22 protein-coding genes are annotated in these 25,628 nt (G+C 57.9%); 9 read left to right on the plus strand and 13 right to left on the minus strand.

The window, feature by feature from the left end; translation table 11 throughout:
• Nucleotides 1-4: 4 nt before the first annotated feature.
• On the minus strand, nt 5-1,285 hold the full coding sequence (locus tag HY028_08195; GenBank protein MBI3344816.1) for a nucleotide sugar dehydrogenase: 1,281 nt from the start codon (nt 1,283-1,285) through the stop codon (nt 5-7).
• A gap of 194 nt (nt 1,286-1,479) precedes the next feature.
• Between HY028_08195 and HY028_08200 the strand changes: the two genes are divergently transcribed.
• Nucleotides 1,480-2,292, plus strand: a complete 813-nt coding sequence (locus HY028_08200) for a trypsin-like peptidase domain-containing protein (GenBank protein ID MBI3344817.1) — start codon at nt 1,480-1,482, stop codon at nt 2,290-2,292.
• A 90-nt stretch (nt 2,293-2,382) separates the two neighbouring features.
• Here HY028_08200 and argA read toward each other — a convergent pair whose 3' ends face one another.
• From argA to HY028_08240, 8 genes are all read right to left on the minus strand, one after another.
• Nucleotides 2,383-3,759 carry an amino-acid N-acetyltransferase gene (gene argA, locus HY028_08205; GenBank protein MBI3344818.1) on the minus strand — a complete coding sequence of 459 codons (1,377 nt, stop codon included), beginning with the start codon at nt 3,757-3,759 and terminating at the stop codon, nt 2,383-2,385.
• 87 nt (nt 3,760-3,846) lie between these two features.
• A complete protein-coding gene (locus HY028_08210) occupies nt 3,847-4,032 on the minus strand; it encodes a type II toxin-antitoxin system RelE/ParE family toxin (GenBank protein MBI3344819.1) in 186 nt (61 codons plus the stop codon).
• Nucleotides 4,033-4,294: 262 nt separating this feature from the next.
• Nucleotides 4,295-4,516 (minus strand): ribbon-helix-helix protein, CopG family, encoded by a 222-nt coding sequence (locus tag HY028_08215; protein MBI3344820.1) that lies wholly within the window; start codon nt 4,514-4,516, stop codon nt 4,295-4,297.
• Between the two features lie 33 nt (nt 4,517-4,549).
• Nucleotides 4,550-6,238: a dihydroxy-acid dehydratase gene (gene ilvD / locus HY028_08220; GenBank protein ID MBI3344821.1), complete on the minus strand. Its 1,689-nt coding sequence runs from the start codon at nt 6,236-6,238 to the stop codon at nt 4,550-4,552.
• A 68-nt stretch (nt 6,239-6,306) separates the two neighbouring features.
• Complete coding sequence (locus HY028_08225) at nt 6,307-6,873, minus strand: SH3 domain-containing protein (protein ID MBI3344822.1); 567 nt, start codon at nt 6,871-6,873, stop codon at nt 6,307-6,309.
• Nucleotides 6,874-7,099: 226 nt separating this feature from the next.
• Nucleotides 7,100-7,807, minus strand: a complete 708-nt coding sequence (dnaQ, locus tag HY028_08230) for a DNA polymerase III subunit epsilon (GenBank protein ID MBI3344823.1) — start codon at nt 7,805-7,807, stop codon at nt 7,100-7,102.
• 163 nt (nt 7,808-7,970) lie between these two features.
• Complete coding sequence (gene rnhA, locus HY028_08235) at nt 7,971-8,417, minus strand: ribonuclease HI (protein MBI3344824.1); 447 nt, start codon at nt 8,415-8,417, stop codon at nt 7,971-7,973.
• Nucleotides 8,410-9,162: a class I SAM-dependent methyltransferase gene (locus HY028_08240; GenBank protein ID MBI3344825.1), complete on the minus strand. Its 753-nt coding sequence runs from the start codon at nt 9,160-9,162 to the stop codon at nt 8,410-8,412. The genes rnhA and HY028_08240 overlap by 8 nt, the downstream gene beginning before the upstream one ends.
• Before the next feature lie 273 nt (nt 9,163-9,435).
• Between HY028_08240 and HY028_08245 the strand changes: the two genes are divergently transcribed.
• The gene (locus tag HY028_08245) at nt 9,436-10,899 is read left to right on the plus strand and encodes a transglycosylase SLT domain-containing protein (GenBank protein MBI3344826.1); all 1,464 of its coding nucleotides are present in this window, start codon (nt 9,436-9,438) and stop codon (nt 10,897-10,899) included.
• A 169-nt stretch (nt 10,900-11,068) separates the two neighbouring features.
• On the opposite strand, the gene HY028_08250 is transcribed toward HY028_08245, so the two are convergent.
• The 4 genes from HY028_08250 to HY028_08265 are packed head-to-tail and all read right to left on the minus strand — an operon-like array spanning nt 11,069 to nt 17,604.
• Complete coding sequence (locus tag HY028_08250; GenBank protein ID MBI3344827.1) at nt 11,069-12,982, minus strand: ABC transporter ATP-binding protein; 1,914 nt, start codon at nt 12,980-12,982, stop codon at nt 11,069-11,071.
• Complete coding sequence (locus tag HY028_08255; GenBank protein MBI3344828.1) at nt 12,979-14,391, minus strand: ABC transporter permease; 1,413 nt, start codon at nt 14,389-14,391, stop codon at nt 12,979-12,981. The genes HY028_08250 and HY028_08255 overlap by 4 nt, the downstream gene beginning before the upstream one ends.
• A gap of 10 nt (nt 14,392-14,401) precedes the next feature.
• Nucleotides 14,402-15,379, minus strand: coding sequence for an ABC transporter permease (locus tag HY028_08260; protein MBI3344829.1), 978 nt, complete (start codon nt 15,377-15,379; stop codon nt 14,402-14,404).
• Nucleotides 15,376-17,604 (minus strand): ABC transporter substrate-binding protein, encoded by a 2,229-nt coding sequence (locus HY028_08265; protein MBI3344830.1) that lies wholly within the window; start codon nt 17,602-17,604, stop codon nt 15,376-15,378. The genes HY028_08260 and HY028_08265 overlap by 4 nt, the downstream gene beginning before the upstream one ends.
• A 113-nt stretch (nt 17,605-17,717) precedes the next feature.
• Here HY028_08265 and HY028_08270 point away from each other — a divergent pair, with 113 nt between their 5' ends.
• The 7 genes from HY028_08270 (at nt 17,718) to HY028_08300 (ending at nt 25,555) form a co-directional block, all read left to right on the plus strand.
• On the plus strand, nt 17,718-18,500 hold the full coding sequence (locus tag HY028_08270; protein ID MBI3344831.1) for an enoyl-ACP reductase: 783 nt from the start codon (nt 17,718-17,720) through the stop codon (nt 18,498-18,500).
• 16 nt (nt 18,501-18,516) lie between these two features.
• The gene (locus HY028_08275; GenBank protein ID MBI3344832.1) at nt 18,517-18,714 is read left to right on the plus strand and encodes a type II toxin-antitoxin system HicA family toxin; all 198 of its coding nucleotides are present in this window, start codon (nt 18,517-18,519) and stop codon (nt 18,712-18,714) included.
• A 1-nt stretch (nt 18,715) separates the two neighbouring features.
• Nucleotides 18,716-18,925, plus strand: coding sequence for a type II toxin-antitoxin system HicB family antitoxin (locus HY028_08280; protein MBI3344833.1), 210 nt, complete (start codon nt 18,716-18,718; stop codon nt 18,923-18,925).
• Nucleotides 18,926-18,930: 5 nt separating this feature from the next.
• Entirely contained in the window at nt 18,931-20,898 is a 1,968-nt protein-coding gene (gene acs / locus HY028_08285; GenBank protein ID MBI3344834.1) for an acetate--CoA ligase, read from the plus strand.
• A 401-nt stretch (nt 20,899-21,299) separates the two neighbouring features.
• Entirely contained in the window at nt 21,300-21,623 is a 324-nt protein-coding gene (locus HY028_08290; protein MBI3344835.1) for a type II toxin-antitoxin system RelE/ParE family toxin, read from the plus strand.
• Nucleotides 21,620-21,979, plus strand: coding sequence for a putative addiction module antidote protein (locus HY028_08295; protein ID MBI3344836.1), 360 nt, complete (start codon nt 21,620-21,622; stop codon nt 21,977-21,979). The genes HY028_08290 and HY028_08295 overlap by 4 nt, the downstream gene beginning before the upstream one ends.
• A 63-nt stretch (nt 21,980-22,042) precedes the next feature.
• The gene (locus tag HY028_08300; GenBank protein ID MBI3344837.1) at nt 22,043-25,555 is read left to right on the plus strand and encodes an FAD-dependent oxidoreductase; all 3,513 of its coding nucleotides are present in this window, start codon (nt 22,043-22,045) and stop codon (nt 25,553-25,555) included.
• Nucleotides 25,556-25,628: the final 73 nt, after the last annotated feature.

Here is a 25,628-nt window from a genome sequence, read left to right on the forward strand (position 1 = left end):
CGCTTTAGAGCCTCCAGACATGGAGTCCGGCCTGGTTGAGCGCCGCCCTGTCGAACTGCGATTTCACATCTATGAAGCAGCCGTTGTTGTCGAGTTTGGAGATGTAGTCCTGCAAGGGGCGTCCGGTAAACTCGCGGTGAGCCACCGCCATGACGATGGCCTGGGCGCGCGGCAAATCCTCCCATCTACGCAGTTCGATGCCATACTCATGCTGCGCCTCTTCTGTATTCGGCACCGGGTCGTGCACATGGACGTCAATGCCGTAGGATTCCAGTTCGCGGATCACGTCTATGACCCTGGAGTTGCGCAAGTCCGGGCAGTTTTCCTTGAAGGTGAGGCCCAGCACATTGATCTTGGCGCCTTTCACCTGCGAACCGGCGCGGATCATGTGTTTGACGGTTTGCTCGGCGATGAACTTGCCCATCCCGTCGTTGATGCGGCGCCCGGCCAGGATCACCTGCGGCTGGTAACCGAGCATCTCGGCCTTGTGAGTAAGGTAATAAGGGTCCACGCTGATGCAGTGCCCGCCCACCAGTCCGGGACGGAACGGGAGAAAATTCCACTTGGTGCCGGCGGCCTGCAACACCTCCAGCGTGTCTATGCCGATCTTGTCGAACACGATCGCGAGCTCGTTCATCAGCGCGATATTGAGATCGCGCTGGGTATTCTCGATGACCTTGGCGGCCTCGGCGACCTTGATGCTGGAAGCGCGATGCACCCCGGCGGTAATAATGGTTTCGTACAGCCCGGCGACCTTCTCCAGGGTCTCTGCATCATCGCCCGAGACTATCTTGAGGATCCTGGTGAGGGTATGCTCTTTGTCGCCGGGATTGATGCGCTCCGGCGAATACCCAACATGGAAGTCTTTTTTCCATTTCATCCCGGAGTGCTGCTCCAGGATGGGGATACAGACTTCCTCGGTCGCGCCGGGGTAAACGGTGGATTCATAAATCACGATGGCGCCGGACTTCATGTTCTGCCCCACGCTCTTGCTGGCGCCCGCCAGCGGGCCGAAATCGGGCTGATGGGCGAGGTCAACGGGGGTAGGCACCGCTACAATGATGTAGTCGGCCTGCGCCAATTGTTTAGGATCGGTGGTAACGGTGAGATGACACGCCGCGCGCAGATCTTCCGGGGAAACCTCGCCGGTCGGATCAATATACCGCTTATAGCTTTCAACCTTGCCGCCGGATAGATCGAATCCAAGGGTGGTTTGTTTCTTGCCAAACTCAACCGCCAACGGCAACCCGACATAGCCCAGGCCGACGACCGCAACCACACTCATAATACTTCCTGCCTTAGATATAATGGGTTATCTGAATTTATAGCGAGTAATCTTAGCAAATTTTGAGCCAACCCTCACGAACAGATGAGGGAACGCCTGGCGAACTCCCTTAAATAAATTTTACGCAGGTCATCACCGCTTCCCTCATTTAAGGATAGGATAGTCAGTAACTATAGCGTTACCGGGGAAAATCAATGGACGATAAAAATCTGTTACGCCACTCAAGAATTTTCGGTTACACAGCGGTTTTGTTGCCGCTGATGCTTACGCTCCTGGCGCCGCCACTCTATGCCGTGGAGCTCATCAAGGTGATCGAAAAGGTCAAGCCCGCTATCGTCGGTGTGGGTACCTTTGAGCAGACCCGCAGTCCACCGATCAACTTTCTGGGGACGGGTTTTGTGGTGGGAGACGGGCGGCACGTCGTCACCAACGCCCATGTCGTCCAGGCCGTGCTGGAAACAGACAAGAAGGAGTCGTTCATCGTCATGGTCGGGCAAGGCAAGGAGGGGCAGGCACGCGAGGCCCAGCGGGTAGCTGTAGACCCGGAGCATGACCTTGCCCTGCTCAAGATCAGCGGGGAACCCTTGCCTGCCCTGCAACTCGGCGACTCCGACACGATCCGGGAGGGCCAAACCGTGGCCTTTACCGGATTCCCCATCGGCATGGTGCTCGGCCTCTATCCGGTGACGCACCGCGGAATCGTCTCGGCGTTAACGCCCATCGTGCAGCCCGGGCTTAGCACCAAACGCCTGGACGAAAAGATGATCAAACGCCTGCGCGACTCGGCTTACATCGTATTTCAGCTCGACGCGACCGCTTATCCTGGCAATAGCGGCAGCCCGCTTTATGATCCCGAAACCGGCACTGTCTACGGGATCATCAATATGGTGTTCGTGAAGGGCACCAAGGAAGCGGCACTGAGCCAACCGAGCGGCATCACTTACGCCATCCCCGGCAATTACCTCCGCGATCTGCTGAACAAGCAATCAGACTCAGGCGCGAATTAAGGCAGTTCAGCCCAGCTTTTTAAGGAATCCCTGATTTATTCATGCTGAACCGCCAAGACGCCAAGGGCGCCATGATTTTTTCCCTACAATTCAAGCCTTTTTTCTTGGTGACCTTGGCGCCTTGGCGGTTGGCGATATATTTTTCAGAGCTTCCTTAATAAAAACCTTGGAGTTGCGCTGATAGTTGTACAAGGCTTGCCGCGCGACCGGCAGGTCTTTGATACTCCCTGCCTTAAAAGCGCGCTCCTGAAACCAGTGCGGGGTGTGAGTGGTGAGCACAAACAATCGTTTGATCTTGCCCTGCTTAGCCCTGCGCTCAATCTCCCCCAGCAACGCCTCGCCGCGCCCGGCATCCCGATAGTCGGGGTGCACGGCCAGGGCGGCCAACTCCCCGACCCCTTCTTTTGGATATGGATAGAGCGCCGCGCAGCCTATGACCATGCCATCGCGTTCCATGACCGTGAAGTGGCCGATCTCGGTTTCCAGGCGCTCCCGCGAACGGCGCACCAATACGCCATCCTCTTCCAGGGGCGCAATCAGTTCCAGAATGCCAGCGACATCATCAATCGTCGCGGCGCGCATGTCTTCATACACATCGCCCGCGATGAGCGTGCCGACGCCGTCGCGGGTGAACAATTCCAGCAGCAGCGCGCCGTCGGTACGGCGGCTGATGAGATGCGCGCGCCGTACGCCGTTTTGACAGGCCCGCACGGCGCAGGCGAGGTGGCTCTTCACGTTGGCATCCAGCGCACGTTTGCTGAACAGCACCCTTTGCGCTTCGCTGAGCGTCAATTGCCGCAATAACTGCTTTTTCTCATCCGCCAGGCCGGGGCCCTCGGTCAAGCACAGCAGTTTGTCCGCGCGAAGCTCCACCGCCACAGCGGTAGCGACATCCTCCGCGCTCAGGTTAAACACTTCCCCGGTGGGCGAATAGCCGAGCGGCGAGAGCAGCACCACGGCATTGTCGTCCAGCGCCTTTTGCAAGGCCTGCGCGTCCACGCGCCGCACCTCGCCCGTGTGCTCGAAATCCACGCCGTCGCGCACCCCGAGCGGGTGCGCAATAATATAATTGCCGGAGGAGGCGCGGATGCGCGCGCCCGCCATGGGGGAGTTAGCCACGCCCATGGAGAGCAGGGCCTCAATCTCCACGCGCAGCGCGCCCGCTGCCTGTTTTACGCAGGCGAGCGCCTCGCTGCCGGTCACGCGCAGGCCATTGTGATGGCGCGTTTTAACGCCGCGCTCGCGCAAAATCTCTTCAATCTGCGGGCGGGCGCCGTGCACCAGCACCAGCCGCACGCCCAACGTGTTGAGCAGCGCAATATCCTGGATGAAATGGGGAAAGCGCGCATCCGCCACCATCTCGCCACCGAACGTGATGACAAACGTGCGGCCGCTATGCGCCTTGATATAAGGGGCGGAGTGGCGGAACCAGTTTACAAACGCGGCGTTGTTATTTTTTTCCGGCATAACAGGACCTTGGTAAAGCGTCTATTATACCGCGAGTTTCAGTCTTGTTTGGCCAATTTAAGTGCCCGCGCCTCCAAACATCAAACCTTACCGATACACTTCTCTACGATGCGCGACACGCATGACCAGTATCACCAGCTCTGCGTTGCGCAATTCATAAACGATGCGATAGTCGCCCACACGCACGCGTCGTAAACCGTAGAATTCGCCTTTCAGTACGCTCCCGGCGGCAGGGTGTGTTTTTAACTTATCTATCGCCTCAATCAATCGCAAACGGTCGGCTTGGGGATTTTGGCGAGCGCCTTGGCCGCGCTTTGCTTAAGGAAGCTCTGAATAAGTCCGTCCCGGACTTCTCAGAGCACGGCCGCTCCTGCGCATCCCTGCGCCCGCGGCATTGGGGCGTCCTGCCCGGCAAAAAGCAAAAACGTGGCCATAAGATTATTATGGTGCTTTTCTTCATTTCAAACACTTGCGTGTTTGAAAAATGGCGGTGCATCCCTGCACCGCAGGAACCTCTGACTTAATCAGAGGTTCCTTAATCTTTAGCGACCAACTCACGCCTCACCTTTTCCCAGTCCAATACCGGATCGGCCGGATCGCGCAACCTATCCATGGCACGCTCCAGGTCTTCCACATCATCTAGATAATACTCAATAGCCTGACGTATCACATCGGCGCGGCTGCGCTTGAGGCGGCGCGCGGCGGAGTCCAGTGATTTGGACATATCGGGCGGGAGCTTGGCTGTTATCTGGGTCATTTCAACTTCCTTTAATGTATTTTAATGTGGCGGTCAAGCTACCGGCGATCCATCCGTCACCGCACCCACGCTGCTGCTCGACACCTGTTTGGCGTATTTCGCCAGCACGCCGCGCGCGTAGCGTGGCGCAGGCGGCTTCCATGCCGCGCGGCGGCGCGCAAGTTCGGCGTCGGGCACATCGAGTTGCAGCAGGCGTGCGCTGGCATCAATGGTGATGGAGTCGCCCTCCTGCACCAAGGCGATGTTACCCCCCACCGCGGCCTCCGGCGCGACGTGGCCGACCACCATGCCGTAGGTGCCGCCCGAGAAGCGGCCGTCGGTGATGAGGCCGACGGAGTCGCCCAGACCCTCGCCGATGATGGCCGAGGTCGGTGACAACATCTCGCGCATGCCGGGACCGCCCTTGGGGCCTTCATAACGGATCACGATCACGTCGCCGGGTTTGATCTTTTGCGCGAGGATCGCCTCCATGCAGGATTCTTCCGATTCGAACACGCGCGCCGGACCGGTCATCACCGGCTTCTTCACACCGGTGATCTTGGCGACGGCGCCTTCCTCCGCAAGATTGCCCTTCAGAATCGCAAGATGACCCTGCGGATAGATGGGGTTGTCCCAGGGACGAATGACATCCTGATCCTTGCGCGGCTCTTCCGGAATGTCCTCGAGCACCTCGGCGATGGTCTGACCGGTAATGGTGAGTGCATCGCCATGGAGAACACCATGCGCGAGCAGTATCTTCATCACCTGTGGGATCGCACCGGCTCTGTGTAAATCCGTGGCGACATAACGGCCGGAAGGTTTGAGGTCGCACAACACCGGCACGCGCGCGCGCATCGCCTCGAAGTCGTCAATGACTAGCGGGACTTGCGCGGCGTGTGCGATGGCGAGCAGATGCAACACGGCGTTGGTGGAACCGCCCACCGCCATGTTGACGGCGATGGCGTTTTCGAACGCCTTGCGCGTGAGTATCCGGCGCGGCAGAATTTGCTTTTTGATGGCGTCCACCAGCACGGCGGCGGATTGCGCGGCGCTTTCCGCCTTTTCCTCGTCTTCGGCGGCCATCGTGGAGGAATACATCAGGCTCATCCCCATCGCCTCGAAGGCCGAGGACATGGTATTCGCGGTGTACATGCCGCCGCACGAACCCGCGCCGGGACAGGCGTTACGTTCCACTCCGAGCAATTCCGCTTCATCAATCTTGTGCGCGCTGTACTGGCCCACCGCCTCGAAGGCGCTCACGATGGTGAGATCACGGCCTTTATAGTGGCCGGGCTTGATGGTGCCACCGTACACGAAGATCGCGGGGATGTTCATACGGGCCATCGCAATCATCGCGCCGGGCATGTTTTTGTCGCAGCCGCCGATGGCAATCACGCCATCCATGCTCTGACCGTTGCACACGGTTTCGATGGAGTCGGCAATCACCTCGCGCGACACAAGCGAATATTTCATCCCTTCGGTGCCCATGGAGATGCCATCCGAGATGGTAATGGTGCCGAACATCTGCGGCATCGCGCCCATCTTTTTCAACGCAGTTTCGGCGCGCGCCGCCAAGGCGCCGATGCCCATGTTGCACGGCGTGATGGTGCTGTGCGCGTTGGCCACGCCGACGATGGGCTTGTCGAAATCCATGTCGCCAAACCCTACGGCGCGCAGCATGGCGCGGTTGGGTGAACGTTGCACCCCTTGGGTGACAATTTTGCTTCTGCGGTTATCCGCCATGGAATGACTCCAGCTTGAGTTAGAACTGGGATTTTAACCTAAAAGCAGGGGGTTGCCAGCGGGAAGGACTAGAAGGTATGCCAGGATTTTCTCCGCCACTGCATCTTGGGAATGATGAGACCGATGACCAAGCCTAACAGAAGGGTGCCGGCCCCCGCCAAGAACCACTGTTGGTCGCGATGAACTTTCAGTTCTTCGTTCGTATCGCGCAGCACTTTGAGTTCACTCTCCATCATAGCAAGCCGGTCAACCTGCGCCGGAACAGTGGATAGTGTGGCCACGCTCTGAGCGGAGATCTTCACCGCGGTTAACTCTGACGGGCCTGAGGCAAGTGCATCCGTATTACCCAGTGGCGCAACCGGTATGCCTATCATCCCGGCGGTGGTGATTGAGCTTGCCAGCAAGGGGGCCGGTACCCAGCCCTCCACTCCGTCGGCGCTGCGCACCCGCAAAAAGCCGGGCGACTCATTATCCAACACCTCCACGACCGCGCTTTTCATCAATCTGCGCAGAGGTTCGGCATTGGCGCTGGCGGCGCCCAGCAGGTCTACGCCCTGGTCTTGGGAGACATAGGCGAGGGTTTGCGGCCAGGCCAGCACCGGCAGGAACAGGACTAAAAACACGATCGCCCGCATTATTCCACCTTTAAGGACATGTCAGCCTTCAGGCTTTTAAGCAAGCCTAGCGTCTCGATAACACAAGACATTTTCACGTTTTGGTCTGTTACGATTCCGGGGCGCCCTGGCCGCTCCCGGCATCCTGCCTGCCGTGCCGTACAGGGAAGAGCGACAGCGAAGGGTTCTACCAATGTCGCGGGAGGCAGGATGCCGGGAGCGACCGGCATTAGTACGTCCCTGTACGTCACAACTGCTTCCATACACAGCGCCCGCCGCTCGTCTTATCTATCGCTTCCAGACGCTGCAAGTGAGCAGCGGATTCATCAGTTGTCGCCAGCGGCACACTGAGGCGCGGGCGGTCGGCCTGCAGGCGGCGGGACGCCTGCTGGGCCTGTGTGCTGTCCGAGGCGCCGCTATCCAGTGACAGGCTGGCCTGGCCGCCGGTCATGGCCAAATAGACATCAACCAGGATTTCGGCATCGAGCAGCGCGCCGTGCAGGGTGCGTTGCGAGTTGTCCACCCCGTAACGCTTGCACAGGGCATCGAGGCTGTTTTTTTGGCCGGGATGAAGCTGACGGCCCAAGGTGAGGGTACAGAAGACCGGACAGTAGCGGCCTATCGGCCCCCTGTCTCCCCCCAGCAGCGATAACTCGCGGTTCAGGAATCCGACATCAAATGCAGCGTTATGGATAATCAATTCCGCATCGCGGACAAAATTCAGAAACTCCTCCGCGACGTCGCGAAAGCGCGGCTTGTCGGCGAGAAACTCGTCGGTCAGGCCGTGCACCTCCATGGCGCCGGGATCTATGGGACGCTCGGGGTGCAGGTATTGATGATAGCGGTTACCGGTGGGGCGGCGATTGACCAGTTCGACGCAGCCGATCTCGATGATCCTGTGCCCCTTCTCGGGGTCCAGACCGGTAGTTTCGGTGTCCAGCACAATTTGTCGCATTACTGTTTTGCTCCTTAAGTTTGGGAAACTCTGAATAAATCAGAGATCCCTCACATCATATCCACAAATAGTTCTTGCGGTGAAAAAGCTTCACCACGGAGGGCGGAGAGGAGAAACAAACCCTTCTTGAGGGTATTCCTCTGCGTCCTCTGCGGTAAATTATTTATGGATACGTTCTTAGTTTGTCTATCGCCTGCGTAGCCAGCTGGTCCGCGCGTTCGTTTTCCGGATGACCAGAGTGTCCCCGCACCCAGTGCCACTCCACCTCGTGGGCCTCCAGGGCCCGATCCAGGCGTTCCCACAGGTCGGCGTTCTTGACCGGTTTTTTGTCTGAGGTCTTCCAACCGCGCCGCTTCCATCCCGCCAGCCATTCCGTGATTCCTTTGTGCAGGTATTGGGAATCGGTCGTGACGCGCACCTTGCAGGGGCGGCGCAACGATTCCAGCGCCTGGATGGCGGCCATCATCTCCATGCGGTTGTTGGTGGTGTGGGCCTCACCGCCCGATAACTGCTTCTCATGGCCCTTGTAGCGCAACAAGGCGCCCCAGCCGCCCGGCCCGGGGTTGCCGCGGCAGGCGCCGTCGCTGAAGATCTCCACCCGATCAGTCATGTTTCATATGACTGGCGGTAGGCTCCACGACCCCTGTATTAACCAGCCGTGAACGCCGCCAGCTTGGCTTGATCGGGGTCAGCGTGGCGACCCGTTTCCTGGCCAGCAGGACATAGCACCCCGCCAAGCCCGGCCACCAACGCGCGCCCACGTTTTCCATGAAGCTCAGTTTCTGCATAACGCGGACATTCTGCAAGGGGGGGCGGAAAAAGTATCCCTGCTCCTCGATATTATCGAAGCCGAGCAATGCCAGCCAATCTTTGATGCGGGTAAGCCCGCGGAAGTTTCCGCACCAGGGGGGATAAGAACCTCGCCGCAGGAATAAACGCCACAGACCCCACAGGCTCCAGGGATTAAAACCCATTATCACCACGTGTCCTTCGGGGATAAGCACCCGCTCGGCCTCGCGTAACACCTGATGGGGATCGGCCTCAAATTCCAGAGTATGGGGCAGCACGATGACATCTACACTGTCGGAGGCCAGCGGCAGGGCGTCGGCTCTGGCGTACAGGCACATCCGGCCCCTGGTTTCCACATCCACCCCCAACACCATGCGATGGGTAATCCTGCTGCCGGCCAGGAGATCGGCGTCGCCGATCTGGCCGACCTGTAAAAGGTGGTACCCGAACAGATTGGAGAGTATCCCGTTAAGCCGTGTAACTTCCGTCTCAAGCAGAGTCCGCCCCAGATTGAGGCCATACCAAGCTTGCTGCCGTTGCCTAAAAAGTTGGGGATCACACTGCATTGCCGGTTTCATATATGCTTCATGATACGCGATAGCAACCTGCTCTATGAAGGGGTAGGATCTGACAGCCAAACTTGCGGTAGCGTAGCCTTCGGCGTGTTGAGCAGGCCCTTGGATAGGCAAGCCCTAAACGGACCAACTGTGTAAAAAATATACAAAGAGATCTTGAATTAGATTAAGTCTTAATTTTTAACTATTTGAAATATAACATATTTAGTATTTTTCTGGTCAATAAAGGTTGACCCGGCTGTCCCTAGCTTTTACCATGGGCGGATGAGTACACCCACTCTGACCCACGAACTGAGCAAGTTTGGGGGCGCTTTTGGGGGCATGAGCCTGCTGGCACTGGGGCTACTCGCCTGCGCGCAAACCCCTCAACGCGCCGATCAACCCCCCTCCTCGCCGCCGCCCCCAGCCAACTCTTCGGCCAAGTCTTCGGATGGTATGGCTGCTGAGCGCTATTCGGTGACGATCTCCCCTACCAACCTCTGGGAAAAGTTGGGCGAGAGCTTTGGGCTGAGCCCTTCGACAGAATCAGTACAGGCTTCAACCGAGCGTGCCGTCTTGGGCCGAACCGACCCTACGATTTGGGACAGGATGCGGACAGGCTTTGCACTCCCGGGGCGTCATGAGCAGCGGGCGCAGCGCGAGGCCCGGGATTTTGCCGATGACCAGGAAAGGCTTGGCGAGACCCTGACGCGAGCGGAGCCTTACGTTTACTTTGTGCTCGAGGAGATCGAGAAGCGCCAGATGCCCACCGAGATCGCGCTCTTGCCCCTGATTGAAAGCGCCTATCAGCCTCTGGCCCAATCCGACCAGGGTGCGGCGGGGATGTGGCAGTTTATCCCCTCCACCGGCAGAAACTTCGGTCTCAAACAAACCTTCTGGTACGACGGACGGCGCGATGTTATCGCCTCCACCAACGCCGCCCTGGATTATCTGCAAAAACTAAACATCGACTTTGAGGGCGACTGGCTGCTCACCCTGGCGGCCTACAACGCGGGCGAGGGCGCGGTGCAGCGCGCCGTCAAGAAAAACCTGCGTGCCCGCAAGTCCACCGACTTTTGGTCGCTCGATTTACCCAAGGAAACCAAGGCCTATATTCCGAGACTGCTGGGGATAGCGGCGCTGGTCGCCGCACCCGACGAGTTTAACATGACCTTGAATCCGATCCCCAACGCCCCCTATGTGGCGAGCGTGGATCTGGATTCTCCGATCAATCTCACCTTGGCCGCCAAGATGGCGGACATTTCCCAAAAGGAAATGCGTCAGCTTAACCCCGGTTTCCTGCGCGGGGCCACCGCCCCCCACGGCCCCCATCAACTGCTGCTGCCGGTAGACAAGGTGGCGGCCTTCGCCGCCAAGCTCGCCGCCCTCAGCGTGGACAAACGCCTCGCCGTGCCGGGCAGGCCCGGAATCAAGGACAAAAAGTCTGTCCTGAGCAAAGCCGAAGGAAAAGATCCCGGTGGAACCGCCACGCAATCTCCCCCTTCCAAATCTCTCGTCATAGCCTCATCCTCCACTCAATCTTCCAAGCCCCTCGTCCAGTACACAGTCCGTGAGGGTGACTCGTGGGAGCGCATCGCCAAGCACTTCAAGATCACCACCGCCCAGCTCCGCGCATGGAACGCGGATAAGGTCGAATTCAAATACCTGATGCCTGGGCATAGCCTTACCGTCTACCCCGATAGCGGCAGCGTGGCGAATGCCAGCATGGGTAGAGAGGGATTGCGCTAATAGCAGCAGACCGAGCTAGGGACAAATGATTTCACCGCAGAGGACGCTGAGGATACAGCAAGTTAAAACTCAAAATCTTGCAAGTTCAGCGATAGAAATACAAATGCCACTCAGCTATCATTTTTCTCTGCGTCCTCGGCGGTAAATCAAGCTTCCTTTAACCCCCTGCTCACCTCACCCCTTCAATCCTAGGCACTGCGTCGAGCAGGGTTTTGGTGTAGGGGTGGCTGGAATGGCGCAACACAGTCTCGGTCGGGCCGTGCTCCACGATCTTGCCGTGATACATCACCGCGACCTCGTGGGCGAGGTATTCCACCACCGCGATATTGTGCGTGATGAACAGATAGGCGATACCGAGCCGTTCTTGCAAGGTCTTCAGCAGGTTCAGGATCTGCGCCTGCACCGAGACATCCAGCGCGCTGGTCGGTTCATCGCAGATGATGAGTTTGGGATTCACGGCGAGCGCTCGCGCAATGCAGATGCGCTGGCGCTGCCCGCCCGAGAATTCGTGCGGATAGCGGTATTTGAGTTCGGCTTGCAACCCCACCTGCTCCAACAGTTCGTCCACGCGCCGTTCGTGTTCCCCGGCCGTGCCTACCTTAAGCGCCTGCATGCCCTCTTTCAGAATATCGCTCACCATCATGCGCGGGTTAAGCGAGGAATAGGGATCCTGGAAGATGATTTGAAAATTCGCGCGTTGCCGGCGCAAGGCCTCGCCGCGCAAGGCGCGCAGATCGAGTCCGGCAAACCGCACACTGCCTCCGGTAGGCGGCGCCAGTTGCAGGATACCCTTGCCCACGGTGGTCTTGCCGGAACCCGATTCGCCCACCAGGGCGAGGGTCTGGGCGGGTTTTATCGTGAGCGAAACGCCATCCACGGCGCGCACGTAACCCGCCACACGCTGCAAGAGGCCCTTGCGGATGGGGAAATAGACCTTGAGATCGCGGATCTCCAGCAAGGCCTGCTCCGCGCCGGCCTCGTGTGACATAGGAACGGCTGCTTCGGGATGAGGTAATACCGCAAAATCCGCTGCCATCTTAGATCCCACATCAGCAGGCCGCGCGGCGCTGTAGGCGGGGTCGTAGAGATGACAGAGTACTCCATGCTCGGCCGACGACGTACATGGAAGTACTAGTGTCGCAGGAGGCAGGACGCCGGGAGCGACACCCGTCCAGCGCGGGATGATGTCCCGGCATGTCTGCCAGGCAAAATCGCAGCGGGGGGTAAACCGGCAGCCCGTAGGGCGCTCGGCAAGCGAGGGCACCGATCCCTTCATGGCTGTGAGGCGTTGCCCGCGTTTGTTGAAACCGGGCAGCGAATCAAACAATTTCTTCGTGTAAGGATGTTGCGGCTCGGCAAAGAATTGTGCGCGGGAGGCCAGCTCGACGATCTGACCCGCATACATGACCGCCACGCGATCGGCCATCGCTGACACCACGCCGAGATCATGGGTGATGAGCAGGACGGTCATGCCCATATCTTTTTGCAGCTTGCGCAACAGCTCCAGAATCTGTGCCTGGATGGTGACATCGAGCGCCGTTGTCGGTTCATCGGCAATCAGTAATTCAGGCTCGCCTGCCAAAGCGATGGCAATCATCACGCGCTGTTTCATGCCCCCGGAGAGTTGATGGGGATAATCGTGGATGCGCCGCTGGGGCTCGGCGATACCGACGGCGTCCAGCAGTTCGATGGCGCGCTGTTCGGCGCGCCTTTCCTTAAGCCTCCGGTGCACCTTGAGTGCTTCGCCGATCTGTGTGCCCACGGTGAGCACCGGATTGAGACTGGTCATCGGTTCCTGAAAAATCATGGCGATGCGTCCGCCGCGGACCTCGCGCATCTTGACCTCCGGGAGGCGCAAGAGATCCTGATTATGTAACAAGATCTGGCCACTGCTGCGCGCGGTCGAGGGCAGCAAGCGCATGATGGAGAGCGCGGTGAGCGACTTTCCGCTGCCTGATTCGCCGAGCAGAGCGAAGACTTCGCCGGCGGCGATGTCGAAACTGACGCCATCCACGGCGCGCAGTTGGCCCTGACCGGTTTCAAACCAGGTGATTAGATTGTTTATGCTGAGTAACGCAGTCATAGCTTTCTCAAGCGCGGGTCAAAGGCGTCGCGCACCTTGTCGGAAAACAGATTGGCGGCAAGCACCAGGATAAACATGAACACAAAGGCCGCCAGCAATGACCACCACACCATGGGTTCACGCGCCATCTCCATGCGCGCGCTGTTGATCATATTGCCCCAACTTATCATGGAGGGATCTACGCCTACGCCTACGTAAGACAGCACCGCCTCGGCCAACACCAAACCGCTGAAACTCAGCACCATGGTAATCAAAACGATGTGCATGACGTTGGGGATGAGATGACGCCAGATGACGGTGCCGTGGCTGACACCCAGGGCGATTGCAGCCTGAACATAATCCATCTCGCGCAGTTTCAGCGTCTCGCCGCGCAGCAGACGCGCCAGCCCCGTCCAATTGGTGATGCCCAGGATAATGCACAGAAATAACAGCCGCACGTCGGCGCGCAGGGCCACGGTCTCGAATTGATCGGGATGGTTGGCCATATACACCTGCAACATGAGTATCGCCGCGGCGATCAGCAGCACGTCGGGGATGGAGTTGAGGGTGGTATATATATATTGCACCACGTCATCCACCCAGCCGCGGAAATAACCCGCCAGCACGCCCAGCATGGCAAACGGAAGCGTGACCAGAGTAGTAAGCGTGCCTATCACAAGTCCGGTGCGCATGCTCTTCAGGGTCGCATAGAACACGTCCTGCCCGACCTTGTCGGTGCCGAAGATGTGGTAATGGATGCTCAACGCGGCTGACCAAATGGCAAATAAAATAATCGCACCGAGTGTGAGCAGAATCACGCGCCAGGGGACATGGGTTTGACCGCGCGCCACGTTGTTGAGCATGAGACTGAAAGAAGCTTTGGCGCGCCACGCCAGCACCATAATCCATAGCAGGCTGACCAACAACCAACCAATCCCTCCCCATACAGCCGCCTTCAGGGAGCGGCTAACGATGTCCATGCCTCGCTCCGCAGCGGGATCTTTCAAGTGAGAGCCGCCAAATTGCAGACGTGGAAACTCTCGCACTTGCGTACCGTCCGGACGTGTGATCGTTTCCTTTGCATATAAATGTGCGGCGAAGGGAGCGGAGTAGGTTTTTTCGGTGCGAGTACGAAGCGGCGTAGCGAGCAGGTCAAACACACTCAACACCTCGGAGGAATAGTCCACACGCCCATTGCTTCCCCCGGACGTGGGAAGGGCAAGACGAAAATGGAACGAATCGAGCAGACCCACCGTGAGATAGGCCAGCAGAACCACCAAACAGGCCATTGCCATTTTACTGCGCACAACCTCACGCCAGGGCGCGCGCAGATGCTCCTTGCGCCGCGCAACGATGATGAAAGCGATTACCACACCGAACAATAGATAGATCAGAGCGTCGGTCCAGAGGATGACAGGCTGAAAAGACATCAGGAGCACCTCAGTTCAGCCTCACGCGCGGGTCTACCAAGGTATAAGAAATATCGGTGAGCAACAGACCGATAATGTAGAGCACCGAGCCCAGAAAGACCATGGCGCGCACGACGGCGAAGTCCTGGGCCTGAATCGCATCTATGGTGTAACTGCCCAAACCGGGAATACCGAAAAAAGATTCCAGGATCAGGCTGCCCAGGAACAGGATGGGCAAGATCACGACCACACCGGTGAGGATGGGGATCATGGCGTTTTTCAATACATGGGTGAACAGCACGCGCACCTCGGAGAGGCCCTTGGCGCGTGCGGTGCGCACATAGTCTTTGCCCAGCTCTTCCAGAAACAGGGTGCGATAGAGACGTATGCCTGCGCCCATTCCGCCGATCACTCCGATGATCACCGGCAGCACGATAAACTTGAAGGCATTAATACCCATGTCATAGCCGGAGATCGGCGCCAGGCGCCACAGCTTGCTGATGAGGTATTGCCCGCCGATGATATAAAACAACCCTGAGATGGACATCATGATGATGCAAATCACCACGCCCCAGAGATCAATATAGGATCCGCGAAAAAAAGCCAGCAGCAGGGCAAAGCTGATCTGCACCCCAATGCCTATAATCAACGTGGGTACTGCAATGGCGAGGCTCGGCCACATGCGGGCGCTGATCTCGCGGCCGATGCTGCGGCCGTCATCGGCGCGCCCGAATTCAAAGGCGAGCAGGGCCAGAGACTTTTCAAAAAAGATGGTGTCGGTGACTTTTCCCATACCGGCCGCCTGTTCGTTAACCATGAGCGGCTTGTCGTAACCGCGCTCGGCCTTCCACTTTTCTATCGCCTCCTGTGTGACGCGCTTTACGCCAAGGTGCATACGGGCCATGTCATCCGGACTGTTGACGACGAAAAATAAAACAAAGGTGATGAGATTGACGCCGATCAGTATCGGGATGGCATACAGCACGCGGCGGATGATATAGGCGATCATAATGCGGGGCTGCGTTCCCTGCGGCCGCTCCTGCGCATCCCTGCGCTCGCGGCATTGGTGCGTCGTGCCCGGCACAGATAACTCAGCATGGCGGGGAAGATGCTGATAAACAAGATCACCACGATGCCAAATAGCGGCGTCAAGATAGGCTTGTTCCACTCTGCGCGCTGCTTGCTGCGCAGTCCGGCGTCAATGCGTATATATTTCAACTCGTTGTTGGCCATCTCGTTGGGCTTGGCGTTTTCATACCAGGCGTGGTACAGACCGAATTTCTTGCGATGCAATCCCCACAACAGCGGCGCATCCTTGCGCGCGATCTCCATCATCTTGTTGATGATCGCCTGACGCTCCGGGCCATTGTCCATGTTTTTCATCTGTTCAAATAATTTGTTGAACTCCGGGTTGTCGTAGTTCGCCGCGTTTTCACCGTTCTTGCCCACTTTGGCATTGGGGCCGTAGAGCAGAAACATAAAGTTTTCGGGATCGGGATAATCCGCGTTCCAGCCCCACTGCCAGATCTGCGCGTTGCCCTTCAGCATCTTTTCCTGAAAGCGGTTGAAATCGGTATTGCGGATATCCAATTGCAAATCCAGTTTCTGAAACTGCTTGCGCAACCAGTCGAGATAGGCCTTGTCATCGGGGCCTCGCAGCGCGGTATCAAAATGCAGCAATAGCGGCTTGCCCGTCTGCGCATCTCGCCCGTTCGGATAGCCCGCCTCGGCCAGCAGGCGGCGCGCCTCTTCGAGCGATTTGCGCTGCGGCCGGCCGTTCACCCAATCATAGACATAAGGATTAACACCCGTCTCGCCTTCTACATAGCCGAAGATGCCGGGCGGGATGGGCCCTTGCGCCGGAATGCCGCGCCCGTTGAGAAAGATGGAGATGAACTCTTCATAATCCACCGCGATAGAGATCGCCTGGCGTAGTTTGCGCGCGCGTTCGCTCAGGCCACCCACCACCGGGTCGAGCATGTTGAAGCCCATGTAAGAGAGATCCGTGCCGATACTGGTAAGCAGGCGAATACCCTTTCCCTGCATCCCCTCCGTCACCGCCACATCACCGCCCGTCGAGATGCGCACCGCCTGATCGAAGCTGTCGGAACTGATGCCTGAGGCGTCGTAATAGCCTTGTAGAAATTTGTTCCAATACGGAATACTCTCTTTTTCCAGACTGTATACCGCCTTGTCAATAAACGGCAACGGCTTGCCGGCATCAGCGAGCAGGCCACGCTCTCTGTCTTCGGGTTCGCCTTCGCCGGGATACGTTTCACCGTGAAAATTGGGATTGCGTTCCAACACCAACTGGCGATTGGGATCATTCACCGTGAGACGGTAAGCACCGGTGCCGACGGGATACCAGTCTAGCGTGATGTTCTTTTCAATGAGCCCGGGTTGTGAATAAAAACGATCCGCCTCCGGCGGGACAGGCGCAAAAAAAGGCATCGCCAGCCAATACAAAAGTTGCGGGTATTTGCCGCGCACCTTGATGCGATAGGTGTAACGATCGAGCGCCGTAACGCCTTCCAAGGGATAACGGGTGAGATCGAGATAGCTCTGATCGCCCTGTTCCTTCGCTGCATTGTTTAACATCTCGCCATATTCTTTAAGCCCCACGATATATTCGCTCATCAAACCAAAAATAGGCGAGTGTATGCCGGGGTGTGCGAGGCGCTTGATCTGATACACGTAGTCATCGGCGACCAGCTCACGGCTGTCGCGGTATTTAAAGTCCCGGAGCGTATCAATTCCGGCAAGCTCGGAGGAAGTCAATCGGTGATAACGATAATTCCCGGTCTCGTCACGGGCGAAGGCCGGGTGGGGTTCATAGCGTATGCCGGGCTTGATGCGGATGTCGTAAATGCTGAAGGCGATATCCTTGGTCTCAGCGGTTTCCGGTAAAACCTTGCCCTCCGCGTCGAGATACACTGCATGCGGCATCTCTTGGGCGGCGAGCGGGATGAGTGTGTAGGGGCGTTTTAGATAATGATATTGCAACGGCGGTTCATAGATCTGCGCGATCAAGGCAAATTCGTTTTCGACATAGGATCGCGCAGGATCGAGGTGTTTGGGACGCTCGGTGAAGGAGGAATAGAGGATATTCTTGCCCTCCTCGTGAGCGGGGTAAGGATTATTCCAGGCCTGCCCGGTGCAAGCAACGAGTGACGCCGAGATCACGGCGAAAAACAGGCTTCGGAGCGGGCGGGCGGTGAGATTCATTCCTATCATCTTGTCGGAAGCGTGAGCGAAGCGCAATCCTTTAGCATGAAGTTGCGGGTGGCAAGTCGCCCAGGAACACCCTACACTATATAATAGCCTTGATATAAGAAAAGGATAAATCCATGGGATTTCTCAACGGTAAACGCGCCCTTATCGTGGGGCTCGCCAGCACCCGCTCCATTGCCTGGGGCATCGCCCAGGCCATGCGCCGGGAAGGGGCCGAACTGGCCCTTACCTATCAAAATGAAAAATTGCAGGAGCGAGTCGAGAAGATGGCGGCCGAGTTAGGCTCCACCATCACCCTGCCCTGCGAATTGAGCGACGATGCCGAAATCGCCCGGACATTCGAGCGGCTAAGCGAGCACTGGTCACATCTCGACAGCATCGTTCATTCAGCCGCCTATACCTTCCGCAGCGAGCTGGAAGGCCCCTATATAGACGCCGTCACCCGCGAGGGATTCCGTGTCGCGCACGATATAAGCTCCTACAGCTTCACCGCGCTCGCCAAGGCCGGCCGCAAACTGATGCAGGGCCGTAACGGGTCGCTGCTGACCTTGAGCTATCTGGGCGCCGAGCGCGTCATCCCCAATTACAACGTGATGGGCCTCGCCAAGGCGAGCCTGGAGGCCAATGTATGCTATATGGCCGACAGCCTGGGACCCGAGGGTACCCGCGTCAACGCCGTCTCGGCAGGGCCGATCAAAACCCTGGCCGCAAGCGGCATCAGCGGCTTTAACAGAATTCTCGATCACATGGAGAAAAACGCACCGCTACGGCGTAACGTGACCATCGAAGAAGTCGGCAATGCCGCCGCATTTTTGTGCTCCGATCTCGCCTCCGGCATCACCGGCGAGGTGGTGTATGTAGACAGCGGTTATCACATTGTGGGTATGGGACCGCTTTAGTAGGATAGTCGCCGGGATGAAGGTGCGTGATGCACTCAAACGGCTTAACGAGTATGGTTGGTATTTAGCTGTCACTGAGGGCAGCCATCGCCAATTCAAACATCCTACGAAATTGGGTCGCGTAACCGTTCCGGGTAAACCAGGCGATGATCTGCCACCCGGCACATTAAATAGCATCCTGCGTCAAGCAGGTTTAAAGAAACAGGAGGGTTAAAATGCGTTATGCCATAGTAATTGAGAAAGCGGAGAACAACTATGCCGCTTATGTCCCCGATTTGCCGGGCTGCGTGGCAACCGGGAAGACCATGGAAGAAGTTGAAGATCAAATTCGCGAGGCTATTGATCTCCATTTGCGCGGAATGCGCGAAGACGGTCTAGCCATTCCCGAGCCCACCAGCCGGGTTGAGTATGTGGACGCCGCATAAAAAACATGACCACTCGAAACATCGAATCTACCTTACACGAAAAACGCCTTTTTGAACCTGCTGCGGAGTTTGCCGCCAAGGCGCGCATCAAAAACCGGCAAGAATTGGAGACCCTGCGCCGTGAGGCCGAAGGGGATCATGAGAAATTCTGGGCACGTCTTGCGCTCCGGGAAATCAACTGGCAAAAACCCTTTACGCATGTTCTGGATAATAGTAAGGCGCCCCACTTTCGCTGGTTTGATGACGGGTTGTTAAACGTCTCCTACAACTGCCTCGATAGAAACCTCAAAGACAAAGCTCAAAAAACCGCCATTATTTTCGAAGGCGAACAGGGCGACGTCCGCCGCCTTAGCTACGCCGAACTTTACCGTGAGGTGTGTCATTTTGCCAATGCGCTCAAGGCCAAAGGCATTAAAAAAGGCGACCGGGTGGTGATCTACATGCCCATGGTGCCGGAGGTCGTCGTCGCCATGCAGGCATGCGCACGTATCGGCGCGATTCACTCCGTGGTATTCGGCGGATTTTCGGCGCAATCCTTGAAAGACCGCATTGAAGACGCCGGGGCCAAAATGCTCATCACCGCCGACGGTGGCACGCGCGGCGGCAAGATCATTGAGTTAAAACTCGCCGCAGATCAGGCGCTCGGCAAAGGCTGCCCGACTATTGAGTCCGTCATTGTATTAAAGCGCAGCGGTCAAACCATTCCCATGCAAAGCGGGCGCGATGTGTGGTGGCACGATGCAGTAAAAAATGTTCCCGATCAGTGCGATCCGGTGTGGGTGGAGAGCGAGCACCCGTTATTTTTACTTTACACCTCCGGCTCTACAGGAAAACCAAAAGGCATCCAACATTCCAGTGCCGGTTATTTGCTCGGCACCATCGTCACCATGCAGTGGGTGTTCGACATCCGCGACGATGACATCTTCTGGTGCGCCGCGGATGTCGGCTGGGTGACAGGCCACAGTTATGTCACTTACGGCCCGCTTGCGACCGGCGCGACAATGATCATGTACGAAGGCGCGCCCACCATCCCCGACGGCGGGCGCTTCTGGGACATCTGCCAGCGCCACGGTGTTACGATTTTTTACACCGCGCCTACGGCGATACGTGGCCTGATGAAACTGGGCGATGAGATTCCCGCCAAATACGATTTATCCAAATTGCGTTTGCTCGGCACCGTCGGCGAACCCATCAACCCCGAGGCTTGGATGTGGTATCACACCCACATCGGACACGAACGCTGCCCCATCGTGGACACCTGGTGGCAGACGGAGACCGGCGCGCATCTCATTTCACCCATCCCCGGCGCGGTGACCACCAAACCCGGCTCCTGCACCCTGCCGCTCCCAGGCATCGCGGCGGACATTGTGGACGAAGAAGGTCACAGCATTACCAAGCCCAATCAAGGCGGATATCTGGTCATCAAAAAGCCCTGGCCGTTCATGCTGCGCACCATCTGGGGCGACGAACAGCGTTACTTGGACACCTATTGGAAAAAATTCAACAACAAATACTACGTCGCGGGCGACACCGCACACCGCGACGAAGACGGCTACTTCTGGATCATGGGCCGCGCCGACGACGTGCTGAAAGTCTCCGGCCACCGCCTCGGCACCATGGAAATCGAATCCGCCCTCGTCGCACACCCGCGCGTCGCCGAAGCCGCCGTCGTAGGCAAACCTGACGAGATTAAAGGCGAAGCGGTATTTGCCTACGTAGTATTGCGCGGCTCACGCCCCGCAGGCGGCGTGGACGCAACACTCACCAAAGAATTGCGCGCCTGGGTCACCGAACAGATCGGCCCCATCGCCCGCCCGGACGACATCCGCTACGCCGACAACCTCCCCAAGACCCGCTCCGGCAAAATCATGAGGCGTCTGCTGCGCTCTATCGCCGCAGGTGAGGCCATCACGCAGGATACTTCAACACTGGAAAATGAGGCGATACTGTTGCAGTTGCAGGGGAAGGCATAATGGTTAAGGCAATTCATCACGCCATTTATGGCGGCTATTTCTAGTCAGGCTCACAGATGCTAAGCCGCACTGCATGCATTGTTTTGCTCGCGCTCTTCGCCGCAGCCGCTTCTGCGGACAGACCTCAAGTGCAGCATGTCACTGGCATTTACAGCAATCTCTATTACAGCGAAGAGAGCGGAACTTGTCGTCCGTTGGAGCCAAGGCACTGAGGAGCATCTAATGCGTGGTAAAAGTTACTGGCAGTGAGCCCCACAAGGCACTCCAGCCCGGGAGGGCACAATAGCGCAGCGTATTGCGCCGGATGCCGCGACGGATATACATAGGCTTCGCTAACCCGCCTACTCAAATACACTCCATACCGCTTGCGATTCCCGCCTTGAACTTTTGTATCCAATCGAATACACTGTGAGGCATGTACACTTTATCTGCGCTCCGAGGAATTCGACGCTTGGCTTGCGGCACTTAAAGACAAGGTCGGACGCGCCAGAATCATCCATCGCATTCGCGCTGCCGAGGCTGGTAACTTCGGCGACTGTGAGCCGGTTGGTGAAGGAGTGTCGGAAATGCGTATTCATGTCGGGCCAGGCTACCGGCTTTATTACATGCGGCGCGGAAAAGTGATCTATCTGCTCTTGCTGGGCGGCGACAAGTCCGGCCGGAAGCGCGACATCAAGCGCGCCCTGGAAATGGCGCGAACGTTGAAGCGGGAGAAAATACCATGACGAAATTTGCACATTTTGACGCAGCGGATTATTTGACAGACGAAGAAACCATCGCGGAATATCTTACCGTTGCACTGGAAGATCCGAACCCGGACTTGTTTCTGGTCGCAGTGCGAGACGTTGCCCGTGCACATGGCATGACGCAACTGGCGAAGGACACCGGACTGGGGCGCGAAAGCCTCTACAAGGCGCTCACGCCCGGCGCCAAACCGCGCTACGACACGGTGCTGAAAATTATGCACGCTCTCGGGGTAAAACTAACGGCGGCTCCAGCCCGTAGGATGGGCAGAGCGAAGCGAACCCCCATCATCATTATCAAGACAACTAATGACGGAAAAGTAGGATCAAGTAAGTAGTTTTTCCGAAATAAGCTCCGTTCGTGCTACTCTGTAGCAAGATGCCTAAGCAGAGTATCGAACGTGTCCGCTGCCCCTAATATTCCCTTTGACGGCCTCGGTTTTGCCGATCTGTTCCGGATCCATGGCTTGCGCCGCCTTGATGAGCTGTTTCTAAACCGGCTTGCTGCGGATGACACGGCTTTGCACGCTGGGCTGCTGAGTTATCGCGCCCCCTCTACGTCATTGACTCCCTTAGAGCAGAGTGAACTGCTACTCGCCTGTGCGCCCTATTTGGAAGATTTCATCGCCGAACTGTTCGATATCGAACAGGAACTCGAGACCTCCCAGGCACGCACGCTCTCGCACAATGTCGTATCTGCTTTCAAGAAATTATTTGTACAGCGTCGCGCGCGGCGGCGCTTGAAGGAAGATCCGCCGGAGACTTTTACCGAGCTGGATAGCTGGCTTGGCTCGGCGCTGGCAAGTTCTCCATTTAATGGGATGGATCGGGAACGCGCCGTGGCAAGTCTCGCCGAGCAGTGGCTCAAAGACCCTGAAACCAATGCGGAAGTCATTGAAAAACTGACCCGCTGGTGCATCCGCGCCATCAATGATGAAGACGGTCGTGCAGCGGTAAGCGGCTGGGTAAGTTTCAAATTTCCGCAGCCGCTCGATTACCCCCACCTGGTGCGCATTCAAAAAACTCTGAACGATCCCTTGCCACGATTGGAAGGCCCACCCGATCAGCGGCATAAGCGTGACGGCTTCAAGCTCACCGATTCGCGCATGTCCGCGCGCGCGGTGCAGGATCAAGTCAATTACTGCATCTACTGCCACGATCACGACGGCGATTTTTGTTCCAAGGGTTTCCCGGAGAAGAAAGCAGAACCGGAGCGCGGCTTAAAGATCAATCCGCTCGGCGTGGCGCTCACCGGCTGTCCCCTGGAAGAAAAGATCTCCGAGATGCACACCTTGAAACGGGATGGCCACACCATCGCGGCGCTCGCTATGGCGATGGTGGACAACCCCATGGTGCCCGCCACCGGCCACCGCATCTGCAACGACTGCATGAAGGGCTGCATCTATCAAAAGCAGGACCCGGTGGACATCCCGCAGATCGAGACGCGCTGCCTCACCGACGTCCTGGAACTTCCCTGGGGCGTGGAGATTTATGATTTGCTGACGCGCTGGAACCCGTTGCGCCGGCAACAGTACCTGGCCAAACCTTACAACGGCCGCAAGGTGATGATTGCTGGGATGGGTCCGGCCGGCTTCACCCTCGCCCACCATCTTACTATGGAAGGCTGCGCGGTGGTCGGCATTGACGGCCTCAAGATCGAGCCGCTGCCGCAGGGGCTGGTGCAAAAACCGGTGCGCGATTATTCGACCCTGGAGGAATCGCTCGACACGCGCATCATGACCGGTTTCGGCGGGGTGGCGGAATACGGCATCACCGTGCGCTGGGACAAAAATTTTCTGAAGCTCATTTATTTAAGTCTGTCGCGTCGGCCCTTGTTTCAGGTGTTTGGCGGCGTGCGGCTGGGCGGGACCCTCACCCTCGACGACACCTGGCGGCTTGGTTTTGACCACGTCAGCATCGCCACGGGGGCGGGACTCCCCAAGGTGGCGCCGATGGAAAATTCTCTGGCGCGCGGCATGCGCCAGGCCAATGATTTTCTCATGGCCCTGCAACTCACTGGCGCAGCCAAGAGTACCAGCCTCACCAATCTGCAGGTGCGTATGCCCGCGGTGGTCATCGGCGGCGGGCTCACCGGCATTGATACGGCGACCGAGGTGCAGGTCTATTACATCACCCAGGTCGAAAAAACCCTGGCACGTTATGAAACCCTGGCGCGGGCCTTTGGCGAGGCGCGCATCCGCAGCCAGTTGGACGAAGAGTCGGCGGGGATACTCGAAGAATTTCTCGAACACGGCCGTGCCGTGCGCACGGAACGCACCCGCGCCGCGGCGGCTTCCGAAGCACCGAATTTTTTACCTCTGTTGCGCACGTGGGGCGGTGTGACGGTAGCTTATCGCCAAACGATGCATCAATCGCCCGCCTATATCCGCAATCACGAAGAAATCAGCAAGGCGCTGGAAGAAGGCATCTTCTATGCCGAGGGCCTGGAGCCGGTGCGCGCCGTGCTGGATCGCTTCAAACACGTCGAGGCGCTGGTGTGCCGCCGCCGTGTTCGTGATGAGCACGGCAAATGGACAGCGACGAATGAGGAAGTGACATTGCCTGCGCGCGCGATTTTTGTCGCAGCCGGCGCCACGCCCAACACCATTTACGAACGTGAATACCCCGGCAGCTTCGCCATGCAGGGCGATCACTTTCAGCCTTACCAGGAACAAAACCACAGCCTGCATCAGGTGGGACACACAGCGCATTGCAAAGAGGCTGTGTTCGGTCCGTTTACCTCATATGCCAAGAATGACCACCGCGTCAGCTTCATCGGCGACACGCATCCGGTATTCCACGGCAGCGTGGTCAAGGCCATCGCCTCGGCCCTGCGCAGTTATCCGCACATCATGGCCAAACTGCCGCCCGACTCTGCACGCCTTGACGATCATCCCGTGTTCCATGCCCAGATGCGGGATCTGCTGCAGCCGCGCGTCATACGTGTGCACCGGCACAGCCCCAGCGTGGTTGAGCTTCAAGTGCGCGCCCCGCTCGCCGCACGCAATCTGCGCCCCGGTCAATTCTTCCGCCTGCAAAACTTTGAGAGCCTGAGCCCCGTCATTGAAGGCAGCCGGCTGCAAACCGAGACGATGGCGCTTACTGGCGTCACCCACGAAACCGATCCCGATTGCGTCTCGCTCATGGTGCTCGAAGTCGGCGCCAGTTCACGGCTGTGCGCGACGCTGCGCGTGGGGCAGCCCATCGTGCTGATGGGGCCGACCGGCAAACCGACTGAAATCCCTCAAGGCGAAACTATTCTCGTAGCAGGCGGACGCCGCGGCGCAGCAGTGATGCTTACCTTAGGCCCCGCCCTGCGACGCGCCGGAAATAAGGTGCTCTATTTCGCCGGGTTTCGTACCGCCGACGAATTGTATCTACAGGAACGGTTACAAGAGGCCGCCGATGTGGTGGTATGGTGCACCGCGGGCGGCCCACCCATCACGCCGCGCAGACCGCAAGATCGTACTATGACGGGGGATTTCATAGACATCGTCAAACACTACGCAGACGGCGAGTTGGAACCAACCGGACAGGCGTCCGCTTTCTCCCTCAATAAAATAGACCGCCTTCTCGCCATCGGCAGCGAGCGTTTGTTGCGCATGGTGCAGGAAGCCCGCACAGGGCGGTTGAGCAGCTACTTTTGCAACAATGTGCGGGCGATAGGCTCAGTCGGCAGTCCCATGCAGTGCATGCTGCAAGGCGTCTGCGCGCAGTGTCTGCAATGGCAGATTGATCCCGCTACCGGCAAACGCACGCGCGCGGTCTTTTCCTGCGCGGGACAAGACCAGCCGCTCGACTGGGTAGACCTCGACAACCTCGATGCACGCCTCGCGCAAAATCGCCTGCCTGAACATCTGACCAATCTCTGGCTTGACTATCTGTTCGCCCGCAGCGCCGTGGAGCATGTATAGCGTAGTGCGGCCTTAACACCCATATACACCGCAGAGGACGCAGGGGAACAAGGTTAAGCCGTTTTACTTCTTC

The sequence above is a fragment of the Gammaproteobacteria bacterium genome, from assembly GCA_016195665.1.
GTDB lineage: Bacteria > Pseudomonadota > Gammaproteobacteria > SURF-13 > SURF-13 > JACPZD01.